The sequence below is a fragment of the Pseudoalteromonas sp. 11L1 genome, assembly GCF_055397545.1.
This window is the reverse complement of record NZ_AP041141.1, coordinates 851,419-873,081: the sequence shown is the minus strand read 5'-3', so window position 1 is coordinate 873,081 and position 21,663 is coordinate 851,419. Positions and strand designations below refer to the sequence as shown.

Here is a 21,663-nt window from a genome sequence, read left to right as displayed (position 1 = left end):
TATGAATAAGCATTTACTTTCTTTACTCGCTTTAGCAAGTGTACCGGTTTTAGCCGCAACTCCTATTAATGAGCAAGCGTTACAAGCCTGTAGTTTTATTGAAAACGATTTTAATCGTTTACTATGTTACGACAACACTATCGCGGGAAAATCACTCACTCAACCAGCGCATAAACAACCACAACAATCTGTTAAAGCTAATGTAAAAGCTGACACGGCTGTCACAACAGCACCTGTGGCTGCCAAGGCAAAAGAGTTTGGTTTAGAGCATAAAAACATTACTAAGAATACTGAAGAAACAATTTCATCAACAATAGCTAATGTTAAAAAAGCCCCTTATGGTGAGCTAATTATTACCTTAGAAAATAATCAGCAATGGCGTCAAATTGGTTCAGATAGATTAAGTCTAGACAAAGGTGACACTGTTACTATTAGCCGTGGCGTATTCAACTCTTTTTTACTTAAAAAAGCAGATCAAAACCGCTCAATTCGTGTAAAACGTACTCAGTAATGCAATACACGTTAATTGATGCTGGCGTAAATTTAACTAATCATCAATTTGATGGTCAGCATCAAGAGGTGCTCGCGCGGGCAAAAGAGGTCGGCGTTAAGCATATGCTAATTATTGGCTGCGATATAAGTTCAAGTGAGGAGTCATTTATACTTGCTGCACGCTATGGTCAATATGCTAGCGCTGGTATTCACCCTCATGATGCAAAAACAGCAACCTCTGAACTTGAACAACAGCTCACTAAACTCGCACAAAATGAGCAAGTTATTGCAATTGGTGAATGCGGACTAGATTACAATCGTGACTTTTCTCCAAGAGATGTGCAGCGTGATGTGTTTCGTCGTCAGCTCGCATTAGCTGAAAAGCTAAATCTGCCAGTTTACTTACATGAACGTGATGCCAGTGACGACATGCTTGCTATTTTAAATGAGTTTACTGTTCGCGGTGTACTGCACTGTTTTACTGGTGATGCACAAGCACTTGCAGGTTACTTAAACCTGGGTCTTTATATTGGTATTACCGGCTGGGTATGTGACGAACGACGCGGCAAAGAATTACAACAACTGATCCCTAGCATTCCCATTGAGCGTTTATTAATTGAAACCGATGCACCCTTTTTAATCCCTCGCACTGTTAAACCTAAGCCAAAATCAAGACGTAATGAGCCAGCATTGCTGCATTATGTTTGTGACACGCTTGCTCAGCTTTATGGTGTTTCTGCTTGTGAAGTGGCAAAACATACGAGTGACAACTTTAACCGCTTATTTGGATTAGAGAAAAAATAATGCGAACCTTTTGCGCTTTGCTGGTATTCATTATGGTGTTTTATGCATCCTGTTTTCCTGCAAGTGCAATCGAGATAAATAGCGAATTTAATTCAAAAAAAATAGAAGATATTCATTATTCGTTTGCTCCTACCTCATTAGAAGATGCACGACAAAGTAATTTACAAGAATGGCTGCTACTTAATAATAAGCCACTTAATTTAGGCCTTGAGTCTCGGCCTGTGTGGATTCAATTTAAAATTAAAAATCAGTTATCGCAGCTGATAATGCCCTTACTGTCACTAGACAACCCTCTTTTGAATGATGTTTACCTTGCTCACTTTATGGGTGATAAACTACTCACATCAACTCATATAGGTGATACGCTTGCGCTTTCGCAAAGAGTAATCAAGAGTGAGTCTTTACTAGTCAAGTTAACTCTTCCCGCTAACAGTGAAACTACTGTGTACCTTAAAGTTAATAATGATTCAGGTATTGGGCTGCGCGTACCATTAACACTGTGGCAGCAAGACTCGTTACTAGCTTATAAAAGTATGGTGAATTTACTTTATGGATTACTAATTGGCTTTATTTTTTCTTTAGCGGTGAGTAGTCTGGTTTTATTTGCTTTTTCACGTAAACATTATTTTGCTTATGCTGGTTTAATTACGTTGATGCTCGGCTTCTTTTTAGCTTACTTAGGCGGATTTGGATTTCGTTATGCACCCTCAAACATAGCAGACCTACAACAGTTAATGCTGCCTATTTTGCTGATGCTGATCACGATATCGTTTCTTCCTTTACAGCGCCATGTTTGCACCGCTATTGAGTCTAATTTAGTAAAAGGGCAAACAATAATTACCGCACTATACGCATTAATTATTTTACTTATTTGGTTGCTTCCTACTCCCAGCGTAGCTTTATTTGCTATTTTAAGCATCCCTGTAATTTTAATTTATCATGTTGTCACAACGTTATTTTATTTACGTAAAAATCCCACTAGCCCCAATAAATCGCTCTTAATGGCACTTGGGTTCTTTTTAATTGTGGTTATTCATTTTTCCATTGCGTTAACAGGCTTCTACACTGTTACAAGAGCGAGCTTAATGCTCACCTTTGCAGCGTCTTTAGGTTGCTCATTTTGTCTAAGCTATACCGTCATAAAATTGTTTATATTGCAACGCGATGAGCAAGTAACAGCACAGCAAGCATTGATTGCACAAAGCGCCGCACAAGATGCGCTATTAAATGAGCGGATCGAATTACAAGAGCGCACCCGCCAAGAGCTTGAAAGCCAAGTAGATGAACGCACCTTTGAATTACAAGTCACACTTAGAGAGCTTGAAGATAAAAACCATGAACTTGAACAACTCAATATGGAAGATGCGCTAACTGGCATTAAAAATAGACGTTTTTTTGATAAAAAGTTACTTATGGAAATTCGTCGTTCGCGCCGTGAACAAACACCATTGAGTATTATTATGTTAGATATCGACAAATTTAAATCAATTAACGATAACTATGGCCACTTAACCGGCGATCAAGTTATCAGGGCGGTATCTGATACCATTAAACAACAGCTTAAGCGCCCACTTGACGAAGTAGCGCGTTATGGTGGTGAAGAATTTGTCATTTTACTACCTAATACTGATAACCCAGGTGCACTGATCATTGCAGAGCAAACACGCCTAGCAATAGCAAATAATACTGTAAATGTAGCAGGTACAATTATCGACTTTACCATTAGTGCCGGTGTTTATACCCAAATTGCCGATGACATTCATAACCCTGAACTATTTACTGATTATGCCGATAAGGCACTCTATTTAGCAAAACAACATGGCCGCAATCAAGTGGTTAATTTTTCAATCCCACAGTAGGAGCGTATACTTATGGCCCAATCTGGACTAGACCTTTTCCCATATACTCGCATGCGTAGAATGCGCCGTAACGATTTCTCTCGTCGCCTTATGGCTGAAAATCAGCTGAGTATTAATGATCTTATTTATCCTGTGTTTGTGCTTGAAGGTAAAAACCGCCGTGAAAGCATTGAATCAATGCCCGGTATTGAACGTTTATCAATTGATTTACTGCTAGAAGAAGCTAAAGAACTGGTAGATTTAGGCGTCCCTGCGCTCGCTATTTTTCCTGTTACTCCTGCAGATAAAAAGTCTCTACTCGCTGAAGAAGCTTATAACGATGATGGCTTAGCTCAAAGAACAGTACGCGCATTAAAAGAAACCTTCCCAGAGCTTGGCGTGATCACCGATGTTGCACTTGACCCATTTACAGTGCATGGTCAAGACGGCATTATTGATGATGCAGGCTATGTGATTAACGACGTCACTACCGAAATTTTAGTTAAGCAGGCGCTATCACATGCAGAGGCTGGCGCAGATGTTGTTGCCCCATCAGACATGATGGATGGTCGTATTGGTGCAATTCGTGAAGCTCTTGAAGCCGATGGCTTTATTCATACCCGCATTATGGCCTATTCTGCAAAGTATGCGTCAAGCTACTATGGTCCATTTAGAGATGCTGTCGGTTCTGCAGGTAACTTAAAAGGCGCTGATAAAAAAACATACCAAATGGATCCTGCTAACTCTGATGAAGCAATTCGCGAAGTGGCACTTGATCTTCAAGAAGGCGCTGACATGGTAATGGTTAAACCTGGTATGCCATACCTTGATATTGTTCGCCGTGTTAAAGATGAGTTTGGTGTTCCAACATTCGCTTATCAAGTAAGTGGCGAATATGCGATGCATAAAGCCGCTATTGATAACGGCTGGCTAAGCGAAGAAGCAACCATAATGGAGTCTTTATTAGCATTTAAACGCGCTGGCGCAGACGGCATTCTGACTTACTTTGCTAAGCAAGCTGCTCGCTATTTAAATAAATAATAACGACATATTGATATAAAAGGGCTTTATTGCCCTTTTTTATGTTTAAGGGCAGCACATATTTGGCATTTTTACAGCGTTCCCTATTTATGGGAAGTAATCACACTACATAGGTTCTGCCTTACCTAAAACCAAACACCCACTGTACATTCAACCTCAAAAATAACAAAAACCAAGATTGTTAACATTCTGTATTCTATTTGTAATCATTTTTCATTACACTAAGCGTCCCATTTGGGGAAACAAAAACACGGGAAAAATAATAATGTTAAAAACAAAAATAACGCCTTTGGCGCTTGTATTAGCAAGCCTAAGTGCACCCGCTACCGCTAACCTCGTTATATCTGAGTACGTAGAAGGCAGTAGCTATAATAAAGCAATAGAACTATTTAACAATTCGACAACCCCACTGTCATTAGATGGCCATACCCTTAGCCTCTATTCAAATGGCAGTACAGATGCAAATAATACATTCGATTTAACTGGCGAACTTGCTGCAAATAGCACCTACGTGATTGTTAATGGTAATGCATCAGCAGAACTAAAAGAAAAAGCTGACCAACTCAGCGCCGTGACTAACTTTAATGGCGACGATGCACTGGTACTTACTCAAGGCTCTGTGGTTATTGATAGCTTTGGCCAGCGCGGTGTAGACCCTGGTTCATTTTGGTCAGAAGGGGGCGTGAAAACACAAAATAAAACATTACGCCGCAAAGAAACTGAATTAAATGGGCGCACTGACGCCGATGATAGTTTCAACCCAAGCGAGCAATGGCTGCAATTTGAGCAAGATGACTTTAGTGATTTAGGCATATTTGCAGGAAATTCTTCACCTAATCCAGATCCTGAACCAGATCCAGAACCTGAAGAGCCTTTATTATGTGGCGCTGAAAAAACATTAATTAGCAGCATTCAAGGCGAAGGCACAAGCAGCCCACTAGTTAACACTGTGGTTGAGTTTGAAGGTGTAGTAACAGCTGATTTCCAAGCAGATGATCAGCTCAAAGGCTTTTTTGTAAATTCACTTAATAGTGATGAAGATGCAAACCCACTTACCTCTGAAGGGGTATTTGTTTACTTTGCCACTACGGATGTTAATGTGGGTGATCACGTTCGCGTACAAGGTACTGTTGAAGAGTATTTTGATGCCACCCAAATTGGCAATGTTAGCCAAGTTGCTATTTGTGATACCGGCCTTTCAGCTTACCCAACTAAAATCACTCTGCCCGTCACCGAACCAAGTGAATTAGAAGCGTTTGAAGGTATGCTGGTTACCTTAGAGCAGCCGCTTATTGTTACTAACAATTATGGTTTAGGTCGCTATGGAGAGCTAGAACTTGCCACTGAACGCTTATACCAAGGTACTCAAGTTGCACTTCCTGGCGCGGCTGCGAATGCGGTTGAAGCACAAAATCTAAATAAAAAAATACTCTTAGATGATGGCTCAACTCGTCAAAACCGCGATCCTATCGCTTATCCTGTCCCTGGGTTATCAGCAGAGAATACTTTACGCACAGGCGATACAGTAAATTCTGTAACAGGTGCGCTAGCTTACAGCTTTAGTACTTACCGTATTCACCCAACAACAACACCTCAGTTTATAGCAACCAATCCACGCACCGATGCACCAGAGTTAAACCCTGACGCTGATTTGCGTGTTGCCAGCTTTAACGTACTTAACTACTTTAATGGCGATGGCCAAGGTGGCGGTTTCCCAACTAGCCGTGGTGCTGATTCAGAAGCCGAGTTAATTCGTCAACAAGCCAAGCTAGTCAGCGCTATCAGTGCTATGCAAGCAGATGTGATTGGCTTAATGGAAATTGAAAATGACGGTTTTGGCGAATTTAGTGCTGTTGCTAGTTTAGTAAATGCACTTAATGACGCTGATAGTCAAAATCAATATGCATTTGTAGACTTTGGTGTTGATAAAATAGGCACCGACGCTATCACTACTGCACTTATTTATCGTGCGGATAAAGTGCAGCAAGTGGGTACTGCAGCAATTACTACCGATGCGCCTTTCGATTACAGTAACCGTGCACCTATTGCACAAAGCTTTAAATCTTTAGAGACAGAAGAAGTCTTTACTGTTGCGGTTGCTCATCTTAAATCTAAAGGTGGTTGTAGAAGCGCAACTGGTGGCAATGCTGATCAAGGTGACGGTCAAGCATGTTGGAATGAAATCAGAACTGCTGGCGCAAATGCATTTGCTGATTGGTTAAATAGTAAACCAACAGGGGTTGATGATGAAGATATCATTCTTGTTGGCGACATGAACGCGTATGCAATGGAAGATCCTATCCGTGCATTTGCTGATAAAGGCCTTAAAAATGTGGTTGCTGAGCTAGATAGCAACACTTTAGGTTATTCTTACAGCTTTTCTGGTCGTGCAGGAAGTTTAGATCACGCCCTAGCAAGCCCGAGCTTATTAAGTAAAGTAGTGAGCGCCAGTGATTGGCATATTAACGCCGATGAACCTATTTCACTTGATTATAATGTTGAATTTAAATCTGACGCACAGCAATCAAGCTTGTATGCTCAAGGACCTTACAGAGCATCAGATCATGACCCTGTTATTGTCGATATTCGTTCAACTATTATCGCGCCACCTGAGCCAGAACCTGAAGTAATTATTGGCGAAATTAATAATATTGGTGGCTGGTTTTGGTGGAAAAGCTACAGCTTTGAAATCCCGCAAGGTTACGACGAGTTAACCGTTAGCCTTGAAGGTGGCTGGGGTGATGCAAACTTATTTGTACGCCACAAAAGAAACCCAACGCTTTTCAGAAAAGATTGTGCTTCAATTAGCCTAGGTAATAGTGAAAGCTGCTCTTTTACCAATCCACAAGAAGGTAAGTGGCGAGTGCGTGTAAACGGCGCCATTCCTTTTGGTAATGTTAAGCTCACTTATAAAGCAACCAAGTACGTAGATTAATATCACATTGCTATTAACATAAAAAAGCCGCACTAGCGGCTTTTTTTATAAACAGCAAAAACACTTATACTCATTCACTTAATTAAGTGAGTTATATTAAGAACAGGAAAATTGTGTCGATAACAAAGCAAAGATTTCGTTTTTAATTATTTTTGTTGAGAAAACTTTAACGCAGCTAGCCTCTGGTTTATCCCCTCAAAATGATTAAGTCTTATTGCGGGTTGGTATTGATAGCATTCACCTGCTTGCAAACTTCAGACAATAAAAAACCCGCAACAAGTGCGGGTTTTTCAAAGAGTTAAAGTGCTAATTACTTAGCAGCATTTTTCTCTTTTTCTGCAGCGATTACAGTGTCAGCTACGTTTTGTGGACATGCAGCGTAGTGTGAGAACTCCATAGAGAACTGACCACGACCAGATGTCATTGTACGTAGTGAACCGATGTAACCGAACATTTCTGATAACGGTACGTCAGCTTTAATACGAACGCCTGTTAAACCAGCTTCTTGATTGCTTAACATACCACGACGACGGTTAAGGTCACCGATTACATCACCAACGTGATCTTCAGGTGTGAACACGTCAACTTTCATGATTGGCTCAAGAAGTTGTGCACCCGCTTTAGGGATAGACTGACGGAAAGCGCCTTTAGCAGCGATTTCGAAAGCAATTGCAGATGAATCCACGGCGTGGAAGCCACCGTCGAAAAGCTCAACTTCAACGTCAAGTACTGGGAAGCCAGCTAGAACACCTTCACCCATCATTGACTTAAAGCCTTTCTCAACTGCAGGCCAGAATTCTTTAGGTACGTTACCACCAACAACTGATGAAGTGAACGCGAAACCAGAACCCACTTCGCCTGGCTTGATGCGGTAATCGATTTTACCGAACTGACCAGAACCACCAGATTGTTTCTTATGCGTGTAGCTATCTTCGATTTCACGAGTGATAGTTTCACGGTAAGCAACTTGAGGCTGACCAACGATAAGGTCTACGCCGTAAGTACGCTTAAGGATATCTACTTTGATATCTAAGTGAAGCTCACCCATACCTTTAAGGATAGTTTCGCCTGAATCTTCATCAGTCTCAACTTGGAAAGATGGATCTTCTGCAACCATTTTACCGATAGCAACACCCATTTTCTCATTACCGCCTTTATCTTTAGGCTGTACAGCAATCGAGATTACTGGAGTTGGGAAAACCATTGGCTCTAGAGTTACTGGGTGCTTAGGATCACATAGAGTGTGACCAGTTTGCACGTTCTTCATACCAACGATAGCGATGATATCGCCCGCTTGTGCTGAAGTAAGCTCTTTACGCTCATCTGCTTGCATCTCAACCATACGGCCAACACGCTCAGTTTTACCAGTAAACGCATTAAGGATTGTGTCACCCTTGTTAAGCTTACCAGAGTAGATACGTACGAAAGTTAATGCGCCAAAACGGTCATCCATGATTTTGAATGCAAGCGCTTTGAAAGGTTCGTCTGCAGATACAATTGCATGCTCGCCGTTTTCGTTACCTTCTTCATCCATAAGAGGTTGAGGATCAACTTCTGTAGGTGCAGGTAAGTAATCAACAACAGCATCAAGTACTAATTGCATACCTTTGTTTTTGAATGCAGAACCACAGAACGTTGGGAAGAAAGCAAGGTCACGAGTACCTTTACGGATACAACGCTTGATATCTTCAACTGAAGGTACTTCACCTTCCATGTACGCTTCCATTAGGTCATCGTCTTGCTCTACAGCAGTTTCGATAAGCATCTCATGGTATTCTTCAGTTTTTTCTACCATGTCTGCAGGAACGTCTGTGATTTCGTAGTTTTCTGGAAGGCCAGTGTCATCCCATACGTATGCTTGCTTGTTTAAAACATCAACAACACCAACAAAATCATCTTCAATACCGATTGGTAAAGTCATGATAAGTGGAGTAGCACCAAGTACTTTTTGTACTTGCGCTGTTACACGGTAAAAATCAGCACCCATACGGTCTAATTTGTTTACGAAGATAATACGTGCAACACCTGACTCATTCGCGTAACGCCAGTTAGTTTCTGATTGTGGTTCAACACCACCAGAACCACAGAATACACCCACACCGCCATCTAATACTTTAAGTGAACGGTAAACTTCAACTGTGAAGTCAACGTGTCCAGGAGTATCGATAACGTTAAAGCGGTGATCTTTCCAGAAACAGCTTACTGCCGCAGACTGGATAGTAATACCGCGCTCAGCTTCTTGATCCATGAAATCGGTAGTCGATTCACCATCATGAACCTCACCTGTTTTGTGGATAGTACCTGTAAGCTTTAGGATACGCTCAGTAGTTGTGGTTTTACCCGCATCAACGTGCGCGAAAATACCAATGTTTCTGTACTTCGATAAATCTGCCATTAATTTTACTCTTAATAAAGTCGATAAATTATTCGGCGGGAGTATAGCATTACTTAAAGCGAACATCACCATAGAAGTCGCTTAAAATGCAATCAATTTATAAAAAACTTGCTTTAAAGATATTTCGAGGTAAGAGATGGACTTAAAAGGGGCTTGTTATAAACCGTATTTAAACGACTTAAGCCTTTATCAGCGTTATTGTTGAACATTAAAAGTGCCATTAAGTGGTGGTATGAAGCAAATACAACTTTTTTGTCATATGCATTTTATTAGTAAAGTAACCCAAAACTCATGGTTTTAACCTTGTTGCTAATAACTAAATTGCCTGCTGTTTTGGCTTTAATTTCTAACAAAGCCAGGTCAGTTATTACTTTATAGATACAGGCAACACCGGTTAGTGACAGGCTACTTTTGCCCAATAGCTTCGCTTCAGCTTATTTAATAGTAGCCATAAAGTAGTGTTTTCCCCGCAACATGAAATCCGTTTTACAGCCCTTACTTTAGTACTATAAATGAACAAAAAGTTAAAATAAGAATTATTTGCATTTAGGTGTTGACAGCTATATAAATCTAACTGATAATCAATCTCAACAAGAAGAAAGTACATTGCTTTTTGTGACGGTAAAGTTCATTTGTTTCTCGACCCTGAAACAACGTGTGGCTCACGTTAAAGCCAAGATTATCTGTAATTAATCACAACGCCCCTTGATATTGATTGCAGATAATCGTCTATTACTTACTTGCTACATTGCTCATATCGGTGACGGTTGATATGAAACTAAAAAGCCCTTACGGGCTTTTTTTATGCCTGTAATTTAATATAAAGCCAACATAAACTTAATGAGAACTATTTTCATTAAGGTGTTGACAGTCACTCAAATCTAACTGATAATCACTATCAACAAGAAGGCATACATTGCTTCTTGTGACGGAAAAATTCATGTGTTTCTCGACCCTGAAACAAACGTGTGGCGCACGTTAACAGCTATGGAAACCTGTTATAAACCACAACGCCCCTTGCTGTTTATGACCTGTTTCCGCCCTACTCATTTACTTGCTACATTGCTCATATCGGTGACGGTAGATATGAAACTAAAAAAGCCCTTTCGGGCTTTTTTTATGTCTATAATTTAATGCGTAAGGCTTTAACCTACACTTTAAAAATTAGCGGCGGTTTTTTCGTGCACGTGCTCGGCGTTGTTTTTTCTCTTCTTCTTTGGCTTGCTTTTTCGCTTCTGCCGCCGCGCGCAATCCAGCTACCATTATTTCTTCTTCTTCACGCATGGCAGGTGTTTCCATGGTGATACGACCAATAATGCCATCTCGTAATTCATTAATTAGAATTTCTGACATTTTATACGTATCGATTTGGTTGCCACCGCGAATACAGCCGCGTTTTTTACCCGCCATTTCAACAAATTCCCAATCGCTTTCTGGCAATTCATCTAATTTATAGCGCGCTTTTAAAAGCTCAGGATAGGCATGTAATAAATACTCAGCGGTGTAGCTTGCCACTTCTTCGTACTCAATAGCGGTATCACGTATTGCTCCGGTTGCGCCTAAACGATAACCTGAGTTTTCGTTTTCTACTTTTGGCCACAGCATCCCAGGCGTATCGTAAAGCATAATGCCATCATCAAGTTTAATACGTTGCTGCGCCTTAGTCACTGCAGGCTCATTGCCGGTTTTAGCCACTATACGTCCAGCAAGTACATTAATGAGCGTAGATTTACCTACGTTAGGAATCCCCATGATCATAGCTTTAATTTGCTTATCGGCACCGACTTTATGTGGTACTAACTTTTTACACAGCTCGTTAATACGATGCACCTCTGCGGCTTTATCGTTACCAAATGCAATCGCTTTTACGCCGTTTTCTTGCTCAAAGTAATCCTTCCACGCTTGGGTCATTTTAGGGTCAGCTAAATCGGCTTTATTCAATATTTTGATGACCGGCTTACCTTCACGCAAAGTAGCCACCATCGGGTTTTCGCTACTGTAAGGAATGCGCGCATCTAGCACTTCAATGATCACATCCATTTGTGGCATTATTTCTTTAATTTCATTTCGGGCTTTATTCATGTGCCCAGGGAACCACTGGATAGCCATTTTTAACTCCTAACATATAATTTGTAGCTATTTTAACTGGCAATTCATTTAATTGCGCTATACTGGCGCAAATTTTTTCAGATTAGATATTATGGCTCTCAAATCTACCATTATTAAAGCGCAACTATCGCTTAGCGATATGGACCGTCACGTATACCAAGACTTTAATTTAACCTTGGCACAACACCCTTCAGAAACTGAGCAGCGTTTGATGATCCGCTTGCTCGCGTTTGCACTTAATAGCTGTGATGGATTAGAGTTTACTAAAGGTTTATGTGCTGATGATGAGCCGGAGCTTTGGCATGTCAATTACAGCGAAGAAATAGAGCTGTGGATTGAGCTGGGGTTACCAGATGAAAAGCGCCTTAAAAAAGCCTGTAATAAAGCTAAAAAAGTAGTTTTATATACCTATGGCGAGAATAACCAAGCTATTTGGTGGCAAAAGCATCAGCCTAAATTGTACGAGTTTAAAAACCTAAGCATTTTTAGCCTTGATTATGCTGCTACTCAATTATTAGCTGCGTTGGTTGATCGTAATATTAAATTGGCTATTACCATTCAAGATGGTGAAGTTTGGGTTAATACCGACACTACCAATATTGAAATAAAACCGCAGCAATTAATGTAATTGCGGTAGTTATACCAATTGCATTAAATTAGTTATCTATTATAGCAACAAAGAAATAAGTCGATAACAAGGCGAAAATGATGACATATAGTTGTTCTATATAAATAATTTTTAACGCAGGTAGCGGATTATTTAATATGTTTTTAATAAAATTGGTATTAGGGGGCGTATGAAAGTTAAACGCGTTATTGTTTTACATGGCTTGTATATGTCTGGCTTGGTTATGCGCCCGTTATGTTCACGTTTGGAAGAGTCGGGGGTTAAAGTTTTAAACCTAACCTACAATACTCGTGACCCTAATCGAGATGCTATTTTTACGCAAATAGATGAGTTTATTAGCGATGAGCCTTCTGCTTTAGTCTGCCACTCTATGGGGGGCTTAGTTGCCCGCGCCTATTTAGAAGCAAACTCAGCGCCAAGTCATCATGTTGAAAAGGTGATCACCTTGGGGACGCCACATACTGGCAGCCATATTGCTGAAAAAATGCAGCAAAAAGGGTTCGAACTATTATTAAAAAATAGTGTTGAATTTTTACTCTCAAAAAATGGTGATTGGCCTTTTAAAGCCAAGCTATACAGTATTGCCGGCGACTTACCGATTGGTTTAATGCCACTCATTGTAAAAGGCAGCCGCTCTGATGGTACCGTACTGCTAGATGAAACCAAACTTAAAGGTATGGCTGAACACAAAGTGTTTCACTTAAGCCATACTAGTATGATTTACTCTCGCCAAGTCGTTAATTATATTCTTGAGCGCTTGAACGAGGACATTTAGTCCTCGGCTGCAGCGGCCACTTTATAGCTGATCAAAAATATAATACCCAACACCAGCGGCATGGGTGCAGCGATATAACCAAAGGTATCAGAGTTTGCAAAACTCGCACCCGCTAAGTGCGCAACTAATCCAATAACAAACGCGACCAAAGCAATACCAATAACGATGAGTTCAGCTTTATTCTCTTTACGTGTTTTAGCTTCCATTATTTCTCTCCGCATCTAATCAAGTAGCCCCTTAACTTAATAAAGTACTCTCTATCAAGTTGGGTTATATTGATTATGCGCTTTACTTGTGCGCGTTTTTTGACCTAAATCAATAAATAAAATAAGTCTGCGCTGCGCCTGTCAAAAGCTTGTTTTAGATCATATTTTATACTCAGCAAAGCACTAAATTTTCTGCTCATGGTAGTATTTCTATAAACACAACCCATATCTATTGAACAGCGTTAGTTAATTTATTTATAAAACCACAGATACGCTGATAGCTTTTAGCTATGGCATCAATATGTATAAACGATTTTATTCATAGACGATTATGAGCAATACTTATTTCAATGAACAATATTTAAAAAATTCATAAAAACGGTTATTTAAGGAGCAAGGTATGTCGCAAGTAAATGCAATTGGTTTAAACAGTACAAAAAGTGAAGATATTATTAAGTCACTGAATACGCTTTTAAGCAGCTATCAAATTCAATATATGAATGCCCGCGGTTTTCACTGGAACATTAAAGGCCGAAACTTTTTTGAATTACATTTAAAGTTTGAAGAAATTTATAACTTACTACTATTAAAAGTAGATGAAATCGCAGAACGTATTTTAACGCTTGATGGTGCACCGCTACATGCGTTTTCAGATTACTTAGAAGTAAGTGAAATTAAAGAAGCAAAAGGGATCAGTGATGGCGTTACCGCAGTAGAGAACTTACTGGCCGGATACAGCAGCTTAATTAAAATGCAGCGCGATATTCTTGCACAAGCCGCTGAAGCGGATGATGAAGGTACCGCATCATTAATGAGTGATTACATTAAAGAGCAAGAAAAGCTAGTGTGGATGTTAAAAGCCTACCTAGATTAAGTTATTTTAAAAATAGAAAGCCTCAGTCATTACTGAGGCTTTTTTGTCACTGTACTATTACTATGACAATGCGATAAAAAAAGCCATTTCTAATGCTTTTTCTTCTAAGCTTTTAAAGCGACCCGATGCGCCACCATGCCCTGCATCCATGTCAGTTTTAAACACTAAAATATTATCATCCATTTTATATTCACGCATTTTAGCCACCCACTTCATTGGCTCCCAATATTGTACTTGTGAGTCATGCAAGCCGGTTGTCACCAGTATATTAGGGTAGTGTTGCGCGCTAATATTATCGTACGGTGAATAGGCTTCAATAATGTCGTAAAAATGAGGGTCATTTGGATTACCCCATTCATCATATTCATTGGTTGTAAGTGGTATGCTTTCATCTAACATGGTGGTGAGCACATCTAAAAATGGCACATGGCAACCCATACCGCAGTAAAGTTCGGGTGCTTGATTTGCTACGGCTCCCATTAATAAACCGCCCGCGCTGCCTCCCGAGGCAAATACTTTACTTTTATCTGCATAACCTTGTTCGGTAAGTGCTTTGGTTATATCTATAAAGTCATTAAAGCTATTTTGTTTATGCTGTTTTTTACCGTGTTCGTACCATGAACGTCCTAGCATTTCGCTACCACGCACATGCGCAATTGCGTAGACAAAACCACGGTCAAGTAAACTCAGTGATGTACTCGAAAAACTAGGATCTATGGTGATCCCATACGCGCCATAACCATATTGAAATAACGGATTTGAACCATCTTGTTTAAAACTATCTTTACGATAAACCAACGACACCGGTACTTTTACCCCATCACGAGCACTGACCATTAATCGCTCTGACTGGTAGTCTCCTGCGTTAAAATCACCGAGTACTTTTTGTTGTTTAAGTAAGGTTTTTTCACCGGTGGTTAAATCAACATTATAAAGCGAGCCGGGAGTCGTTAAGCTCGAATAGTAAATGCGTGCATGGGTTACACTTGGCTCTGGGTTCATGGCAATAGCAGCGTAATAGCAAGGATCATCAAACTCAAGGCTCATTCGCTCGCCGTTTTTATTAACCACAACAAAACGTGCCTGGCCTTGTTCGCGCTCGCTAAGCACTAAAAAGTCGTTAAATAATTCAACGCCTTCTAATAATACATTTTCACGATGAGGGGTATGTGTTTGCCACTGGCTTTTATCAGCAATGGTGCTGCTTGTCGCGGTCATTAATCTAAAGTTTTTAGCTTGCCAGTTAGTCACTATATAAAAAGTATCACCAAGCTTATCAATATCAAATTCATGGCCCTCTTCACGCGATATTAAAGCAGTAAACTCACCTTTAGGCTGATTGGCGTCAAGTATCCACATGTCGTTAGTTTCTGTGCTTGCTAAATCAATAATAATTAAGCTTTCATCACGACTTTTACCTAAGCCCATAAAAAAGCTGCTGTCTTGCTCTTCGTATACCAACACATCTTGGTGTTGCTCACTCCCTAGCTCATGTCTAAAAACTTGATAACCCAATAAGGTTTTTAAATCCTTTTTTACATAAAATACGGTTTTATTGTCGTTCGCCCAAACAACCTGCCCCTCGGTATTTTCAAGTACATCGTCGAGCATTTTATTATTGTTTAAATCTTTAAAACGAACCGTGTAAATACGTCTGCCGTCAATGTCCTCAGAGTATGCCATTAATTGCTCATTGGGGCTCAGCGCCACTTCCCCTAGCTCATAAAACTCATAGCCGTTGGCAAGTTCATTAACATCAAGTAGTAACTCTTTATCAGCCATTACCATACTGCTGCTGCGATAATGGCGTGCATATTCATCATCTCCGCGAACCTCTGAGTGATACCAATACTGGCCATCTTTTACCGGTACAGTGTTGTCGTCTTTTACAATGCGACCTTTAAGCTCCTCAAATAATGCATTTTGTAGAGGCTTAATGGCTGCTAGTTGCTTATCACAATAGACGTTTTCTTTTGCTAAATGCGCGAGTATTTCGGCATTTTGTCGTTCATCATCGCGCATCCAATAATAATCATCACTACGTGTTTTCGCGTGAGTTGTCAGCGCATGAGGTTGCTTTTTAGCAATAGGAAAATTAGGCAATAAGCTTAAAGAATAATCAAAAGAAGACACAAAAAAAACCGCTTAAAAAATAACAATGGCGGCCAGTTTATCATAAAAATAAAAAAGCCCACTCATAGTTGAGTGGGCTAAAGCGGTATAAATTCGATAACTAAAAACTACGTGCATTTTATTGTTGTCGTTATACCTAAGGGAAGTTGATTTACTGTATTTGCTGCCAAGCCATAGTCCAGCTTTCGCCAACTCCAGGCTCAAACATAGTTTTATGCTTATCTACACGGCAAAACTCGCTAAATGGCCATGCCTTACACTGGTATATATGCCCAGTTTTTGGCTGTAGTACTTTGGTGCCCGCACTATACATATCACCATTTTGAGGATAAATTGCGTCGTATCCGAGGCTATTTACAACAACTAATTTTTTATTTTTTTCAGCGCGATTAAAATGGACCACCGCGCTACAAATACCACTACTTTCAAGTGCAAATATTTTGTTATGTCGATACGCAACAACCAATCCTTGCTCTGTCATTCTGCCAGCGCACACCAGCGGAATGTGCATATTAATATGCTCAACTACCAGTAAACTCCAGGCATGGGGTTCACCCTGCTCTGGAGAGAGTATTTCATAATCAAAAGCTAGCTGAGATAATTCGCCATGCTCATCGTAAAAGCTCACACTAACCGTATCACCAACAAATAGCTGGTTATGCTGATCCAGTCCAAGACAACCAATAGTTAACCATTCTCCACACGCTAATGATGAATGTATAAACACTGCAACACCTTAAAGAATCAAACGTCGCCCATATCATATGGCTTACAACAGGCAAACTAGCTCGTAGGCTAATATGCGTTAACCAATATCGAATGATTTTAATTCGCAATGTTGCAACAATCAAACAAAAGAATGTAATCAAAGTTTAAAAGCAGTACTTAAGTTTAAATTTGCAAGAATAAAAAAAGCCAACCGATTTAACGGTTGGCTTTTTTATTCAACTGCATGATATGTGTGGTATTAACTCACACTCACCTTTTTACTTGCAAACGGGCGTTTAATTAGCGCCCCAATATCAGTTAAAATAATATACAAACACGGCACCAAAATAAGGGTGATTAGTGTTGCAAACATAACAGCAAAACCAAGTGCTACCGCCATCGGTATTACAAATTTAGCTTGTAAACTAGTTTCAAACATAATCGGTAATACGCCAGCAAAGGTAGTAATTGAGGTAAGTAGTATGGGTCTAAAGCGTGCACAGCCTGCTTCAATAACCGAATCTTTTATACTGATACCAGCACGACGCGCCTGATTAATGAAATCAGTCATTACTAATGAGTCATTAATAACTACCCCAGCCGCGGCAATTAAACCAAAGCCCGACATTAAGCTAATGTCTAAGCCAAACCAAAAATGCCCCCATATTGCGCCCGTTAAACTAAATGGAATAACCGACATTACAATTAATGGCTGAGAGTAACTTTTTAGCGGCACGGCAAGTAATATGTAAACTAAAATCATACCGCCAGCAAAAAATAGTAACTGCTCATTAGCTTGAGCTTGTTGTTCTTCAATTGCGCCACCGAGTTCTGACTTAACGCTTGGGTATTCATCTAGTAATTGTGGCAGTAGGTTTTCTTTTACTTGCTTAACCACTTCTCCAGGTTCAATCACTTCCTCATCAATATTGCCATATACATAAACAGTACGATAGCCGCCTTCACGACGAATATAACTAATACCTGGGGTTTCAGTTAACTCAACCACATCTCCTAGCAGCACTTCCCTACCTTGTGGCGTAGTGATAACCGCATGCTTAAGCGATGAAAACGCTTCACGGGTAAGTTTAGGGTAACGTACCATCACCCGCACTTCTTCACCGCGGCGAATAACACGTTGCGCCTCGCCACCATAAAAACTCGCACCTACTTGATTTGCAATTGAGGCCAAATCTAACCCTAAGTCAAAAGCGACTGGTTTTAAGCTCATTTGTACTTCTTTGCTAGCAGGGTCAATGGTAGAGCTTATGTCGAATAAGCCTTCTTGTTGCTGCAATAATCCAATAAAGCGACGCCCGGCTTCATTCAATGTATCAATGTCAGAGCCATACAGTAAATAGCCGAACTCACCGCCACTACCGCCGCCTCCACCGCCAACATCATCTTGAATAGTTAACGATTTAACACCTGCAATATTTGGCATAGCTTCACGCCAGCGGCGCGAAAGCTCAAAAGCATTATAAGGGCGTAAATCTTCATCAACCAATGGCGCTAGTAGTTGCGCCTCTGTACGACCTTGATTAAATACCAATACATCGCGAATCATTTTTTGCCCTTCTTCGCGCGCTGTTTGCTTATCTATTTCAAGCACCATTGCTTCGATTTGGCGAATAGCATTAATAGTTTGGATGTCTGATACGTTATCGTTCATCTCAAGATTAATTTGCGGGAAGTCATGCGGCACTTTAGGTGATGGGATCATTCTCACCTGATTAGACGATATTAACGCAAAGGTGAAAATTAATAGCGCAACAAAACTAAATAGCACCGTCCAACGCCACTTTATACAAGTAACAATAAACTGCCTATACGGCCCATTTACAAAACCAAAAAAGCGTTTATTAAAGCGCGCTCGCCAACCGTCAGGGTTAATAGGAGAAAAGTGAGTATGCGCAATGTGTGCCGGTAATATCAGCTTAGATTCAATCAAGCTAAATATTAGGCATAATATTACCACCACTGAAATACCTATAAAAAAGGAACTTTCAGGCCCGCTTGAAAGCGTAAATGGTGCAAATACCGCAATGGTTGTTAGTACACCAAAGGTGGCAGGGGTTGCCACTCGTTTAGCGCCATTAACTACATTAACAACACCGCCGCCTTTTTTTTCTATTTCTGTGTAAGCACTTTCACCTATGACAATGGCATCGTCCACCACAATCCCCAGCACCATAATAAAGGCAAATAAAGACACAATATTAATCGTGATACCAAATAATGGCATCAGCATCATCGCACCTAAAAAGCACACTGGTAAACCAATCATTACCCACAGTGCAAGCTTAAAACGTAAAAATAACGAAAGCATAAGGGCAACTAAAATTGCACCTTGCAGTAAATTAGCTTTCATCATGTCTAAGCGCGCATTTAGGTAATAAGTAAAGTCCATTAATGGCTCTATACGTACACCCAATGGCAGTTCTTTATTTTTTTGATCAATATACGCTTTAACCGAATCAGCCACCGGAATAATATTTTGATCTTCTGTGGCTTTTACCGATAAATAAACCGCATTTTCGCCATTAAATTTAAAGTAACGTTCACCTTCAACAAACTGATCTTTGATAATAGCGATATCTTGTAGCAACACTTTGGCACCGTTCGCGCCAATTTTTACCGGAATTTGCCTAAACTCTTCACCAGAATAAAACTGATTTTCTACTCGAACCGAAATAACGCCAGCATCAGTTTTTAGTTGTCCGGCTGAAAAATTAGCCGAATAGCGACGTACCGCATTTGCTACATCCGATAAAGTTAAATTATATTGGCGAAGTGTGTCTGGCTCTATTTCTATGGCAATTTCATCCAATGGCACATCGTTTACCACTAAAGATACATTCGATAACTGCAGTAGTTCGTCTTCAACCTGGTTCGCTATTGGCTTAAGCTCATTTAACGGTAAGTCGGCAACTAATGTCATACCAATTACATCTTGGCGAAACTCTATTTGGCTAATGGTGACTGGTTCCATTCCCGCAGGAAAAGTCGCAATACCATCAACTCGCAGTTTTACTTTATCGAGAACGTCGGTAAGTTCTGCGTCGGTGTTAATTTCAAGGGTGGCAGAACCGCCATTACGAAATGCGCGATACACCCCTTTTTTAATTTCGGTAATATCTTTTAACGACTCTTCAACTTTTATTAAGATGCTTTCTTCAATTTCCTGTGGCGACGCCCCAGGGTAGTTTGCATTCACCGTAATATAGTTAACTTCTATATTCGGAAACATTTGTCGCTGAATAGTAAAATAGCTTATAAGCCCCATGACAATGATAAAAAACATCATCAAATTGGCAGCAACAGAGTTGTTAGCAAAATAAGCAATTAACCCTGTTTGTTTACTGGTATTGGGTTGCTCTGTGTTATTCATAACTCACCCTACCTTAAAGCTTTTCAATAGATGCATTGTCTGATGCATCCGTACTTTTAGTCTCTGTCAAACTAGCTACCTTTACTGCCATCCCTTTTTGTGGATATTCTGGTAAGGTAGTAACAAGCTTGTCGTTGGCTTCTAAGCCATCACTGATATAGAAGTATTCACCTTCTTCACGAATTACTTTCACCTTGCGTGGCTCTAATTGCTGCTCATCATTAACTATCCATACAGTTTGGTTATTTACTAACTCTTGCGGTAAACGATAAATATTATTGAGCATAGTACCGGCAAAGTTTACTTGTACATAGGTGCCAAATTTAATTGCAGGTTGCTGGTTAGTAAGCCCATAAGGGTCTTCAATTCGAATCACTAGACTACTCATACGGGTCGCGTTATCTACAATCCCTAAGTCGCGATCTATCGCTGCTTGGCGAGTAAACCCATTTAATCCTGTTTTAATAACAGTTGCCTTTACCCCTTTAACGCGTTCAGGTAAAAACACACTATCAAAGCCTGCAATAGGAATAATCACCTCGGCCGTTTCAATATTATTCAGCTCGGCAACTTGAGCGCCCATAGTGACAAACTGACCAACACCTACATTACGACTCACCACTAGTGCATCATATGGTGCGCTCACTTCGCAATTATCTAAATCGCGTTGTGCCCTTTTTAATGCAGCTTGCGCCGATTTAACAGCGGCCTGCGCACTCAACACTTGTGGTTTACGTAAAAATAAATCTGTACGCGCTTTATTTGGGAAACGTTTTGCTTCATCTTCTGCAACTTTAGCTTGCGCTTGCTCTTCAATTAACATCGCTTGCGCGCGGGCAAGTTCAGCCTCGGCTTGCAAAACTGCGGCTTCGTAGTTATCTTTTTCAATTGTAAATAGGGTTTCACCGCGGCCCACAATTCCACCTGCTACAAAGCTCGGATGCCAGCTAACTACCTCACCGGATACTTGAGCTGAAAGCTGGGTATTTTCAAGCGGCTGCACTTCACCATAACTATTAATAATAACTTGATGATTATTTGCGGAAACGGCTTCAACCTGCACCGTTGGACGGGTGTCTATGACTTCTTTTTTATCTGACTCTTTTGCAATCGCATTAATTGCAGCAAAACCGGCCACACCTAATGCCAATGCTACGAACGGAAAAATCCACCTAAGTACATTACCTTGCATCTTTTTTTACTCCCAAATTACTATTAGCACCATGATACCAAAGCTTAATGAAACATTAACGTGACATTTGTAAGCAACTGTTACAAAAAAGTATAGGCAAGGTCTTGCTCGATAAAGTATAAACCCTTAGAAAGCCTCGTGG

The 21,663-nt window shown here is 40.3% G+C and carries 15 protein-coding genes; 8 read left to right on the top strand and 7 right to left on the bottom strand.

Translation table 11 applies throughout. The annotated features are described in order from the left end of the window. The first annotated feature begins 1 nt into the window (after position 1). The 5 genes from ACZ5WS_RS03980 to ACZ5WS_RS03960 all read left to right on the top strand — a co-directional run bounded on the left by ACZ5WS_RS03980 (position 2) and on the right by ACZ5WS_RS03960 (position 7,110). Positions 2-511: a hypothetical protein gene (locus ACZ5WS_RS03980; protein ID WP_464710790.1), complete on the top strand. Its 510-nt coding sequence runs from the start codon at positions 2-4 to the stop codon at positions 509-511. After that, on the top strand, positions 511-1,296 hold the full coding sequence (locus ACZ5WS_RS03975; protein WP_178956770.1) for a TatD family hydrolase: 786 nt from the start codon (positions 511-513) through the stop codon (positions 1,294-1,296). The genes ACZ5WS_RS03980 and ACZ5WS_RS03975 overlap by 1 nt, the downstream gene beginning before the upstream one ends. Continuing rightward, positions 1,296-3,155, top strand: a complete 1,860-nt coding sequence (locus ACZ5WS_RS03970) for a sensor domain-containing diguanylate cyclase (protein WP_464710785.1) — start codon at positions 1,296-1,298, stop codon at positions 3,153-3,155. Before ACZ5WS_RS03975 ends, ACZ5WS_RS03970 begins: the two co-directional genes overlap by 1 nt. 12 nt (positions 3,156-3,167) lie before the next feature. Beyond that, entirely contained in the window at positions 3,168-4,175 is a 1,008-nt protein-coding gene (gene hemB / locus ACZ5WS_RS03965) for a porphobilinogen synthase (protein ID WP_138609534.1), read from the top strand. Between the two features lie 265 nt (positions 4,176-4,440). After that, entirely contained in the window at positions 4,441-7,110 is a 2,670-nt protein-coding gene (locus ACZ5WS_RS03960; RefSeq protein WP_464710783.1) for an ExeM/NucH family extracellular endonuclease, read from the top strand. Between the two features lie 310 nt (positions 7,111-7,420). Here the strand turns inward: ACZ5WS_RS03960 and fusA are convergent, their stop codons facing one another. After that, a complete protein-coding gene (gene fusA, locus ACZ5WS_RS03955) occupies positions 7,421-9,505 on the bottom strand; it encodes an elongation factor G (RefSeq protein WP_138609530.1) in 2,085 nt (694 codons plus the stop codon). A 1,164-nt stretch (positions 9,506-10,669) separates the two neighbouring features. After that, positions 10,670-11,614 carry a ribosome biogenesis GTPase YlqF gene (ylqF, locus tag ACZ5WS_RS03950; protein ID WP_109875729.1) on the bottom strand — a complete coding sequence of 315 codons (945 nt, stop codon included), beginning with the start codon at positions 11,612-11,614 and terminating at the stop codon, positions 10,670-10,672. Between the two features lie 91 nt (positions 11,615-11,705). Here ylqF and ACZ5WS_RS03945 point away from each other — a divergent pair, with 91 nt between their 5' ends. Both ACZ5WS_RS03945 and ACZ5WS_RS03940 read left to right on the top strand, forming a co-directional pair. Beyond that, on the top strand, positions 11,706-12,242 hold the full coding sequence (locus ACZ5WS_RS03945; RefSeq protein ID WP_008112865.1) for a YaeQ family protein: 537 nt from the start codon (positions 11,706-11,708) through the stop codon (positions 12,240-12,242). Between the two features lie 169 nt (positions 12,243-12,411). Further along, complete coding sequence (locus ACZ5WS_RS03940) at positions 12,412-13,017, top strand: PGAP1-like alpha/beta domain-containing protein (RefSeq protein ID WP_138608659.1); 606 nt, start codon at positions 12,412-12,414, stop codon at positions 13,015-13,017. Here ACZ5WS_RS03940 and ACZ5WS_RS03935 read toward each other — a convergent pair. Further along, positions 13,014-13,223, bottom strand: coding sequence for a hypothetical protein (locus ACZ5WS_RS03935; RefSeq protein WP_036980649.1), 210 nt, complete (start codon positions 13,221-13,223; stop codon positions 13,014-13,016). The two genes, ACZ5WS_RS03940 and ACZ5WS_RS03935, sit on opposite strands and share 4 nt — an antisense overlap. Before the next feature lie 400 nt (positions 13,224-13,623). On the opposite strand from ACZ5WS_RS03935, the gene ACZ5WS_RS03930 reads away from it, so the two are divergent. Continuing rightward, complete coding sequence (locus tag ACZ5WS_RS03930; protein ID WP_008112861.1) at positions 13,624-14,097, top strand: Dps family protein; 474 nt, start codon at positions 13,624-13,626, stop codon at positions 14,095-14,097. A 60-nt stretch (positions 14,098-14,157) separates the two neighbouring features. Here the strand turns inward: ACZ5WS_RS03930 and ACZ5WS_RS03925 are convergent, their stop codons facing one another. The 4 genes from ACZ5WS_RS03925 to ACZ5WS_RS03910 all read right to left on the bottom strand — a co-directional run bounded on the left by ACZ5WS_RS03925 (position 14,158) and on the right by ACZ5WS_RS03910 (position 21,521). Beyond that, positions 14,158-16,230 carry a S9 family peptidase gene (locus tag ACZ5WS_RS03925; RefSeq protein WP_464710778.1) on the bottom strand — a complete coding sequence of 691 codons (2,073 nt, stop codon included), beginning with the start codon at positions 16,228-16,230 and terminating at the stop codon, positions 14,158-14,160. A 151-nt stretch (positions 16,231-16,381) separates the two neighbouring features. Then, positions 16,382-16,957, bottom strand: a complete 576-nt coding sequence (locus ACZ5WS_RS03920) for a chitin-binding protein (protein WP_464710776.1) — start codon at positions 16,955-16,957, stop codon at positions 16,382-16,384. Positions 16,958-17,197: 240 nt separating this feature from the next. Further along, entirely contained in the window at positions 17,198-20,329 is a 3,132-nt protein-coding gene (locus ACZ5WS_RS03915) for an efflux RND transporter permease subunit (protein ID WP_138608653.1), read from the bottom strand. A 13-nt stretch (positions 20,330-20,342) separates the two neighbouring features. Further along, positions 20,343-21,521: an efflux RND transporter periplasmic adaptor subunit gene (locus tag ACZ5WS_RS03910; RefSeq protein ID WP_464710772.1), complete on the bottom strand. Its 1,179-nt coding sequence runs from the start codon at positions 21,519-21,521 to the stop codon at positions 20,343-20,345. Positions 21,522-21,663: the final 142 nt, after the last annotated feature.

What these genes read in the sequence shown, in the direction of transcription:
- ACZ5WS_RS03980 (WP_464710790.1), top strand. Translation starts at nt 2, where the DNA reads ATGAATAAGCATTTACTTTCTTTACTCGCTTTAGCAAGTGTACCGGTT.
- ACZ5WS_RS03975 (WP_178956770.1), top strand. Translation starts at nt 511, where the DNA reads ATGCAATACACGTTAATTGATGCTGGCGTAAATTTAACTAATCATCAA.
- ACZ5WS_RS03970 (WP_464710785.1), top strand. Translation starts at nt 1,296, where the DNA reads ATGCGAACCTTTTGCGCTTTGCTGGTATTCATTATGGTGTTTTATGCA.
- hemB (WP_138609534.1), top strand. Translation starts at nt 3,168, where the DNA reads ATGGCCCAATCTGGACTAGACCTTTTCCCATATACTCGCATGCGTAGA.
- ACZ5WS_RS03960 (WP_464710783.1), top strand. Translation starts at nt 4,441, where the DNA reads ATGTTAAAAACAAAAATAACGCCTTTGGCGCTTGTATTAGCAAGCCTA.
- fusA (WP_138609530.1), bottom strand. Translation starts at nt 9,505, where the DNA reads ATGGCAGATTTATCGAAGTACAGAAACATTGGTATTTTCGCGCACGTT.
- ylqF (WP_109875729.1), bottom strand. Translation starts at nt 11,614, where the DNA reads ATGGCTATCCAGTGGTTCCCTGGGCACATGAATAAAGCCCGAAATGAA.
- ACZ5WS_RS03945 (WP_008112865.1), top strand. Translation starts at nt 11,706, where the DNA reads ATGGCTCTCAAATCTACCATTATTAAAGCGCAACTATCGCTTAGCGAT.
- ACZ5WS_RS03940 (WP_138608659.1), top strand. Translation starts at nt 12,412, where the DNA reads ATGAAAGTTAAACGCGTTATTGTTTTACATGGCTTGTATATGTCTGGC.
- ACZ5WS_RS03935 (WP_036980649.1), bottom strand. Translation starts at nt 13,223, where the DNA reads ATGGAAGCTAAAACACGTAAAGAGAATAAAGCTGAACTCATCGTTATT.
- ACZ5WS_RS03930 (WP_008112861.1), top strand. Translation starts at nt 13,624, where the DNA reads ATGTCGCAAGTAAATGCAATTGGTTTAAACAGTACAAAAAGTGAAGAT.
- ACZ5WS_RS03915 (WP_138608653.1), bottom strand. Translation starts at nt 20,329, where the DNA reads ATGAATAACACAGAGCAACCCAATACCAGTAAACAAACAGGGTTAATT.
- ACZ5WS_RS03910 (WP_464710772.1), bottom strand. Translation starts at nt 21,521, where the DNA reads ATGCAAGGTAATGTACTTAGGTGGATTTTTCCGTTCGTAGCATTGGCA.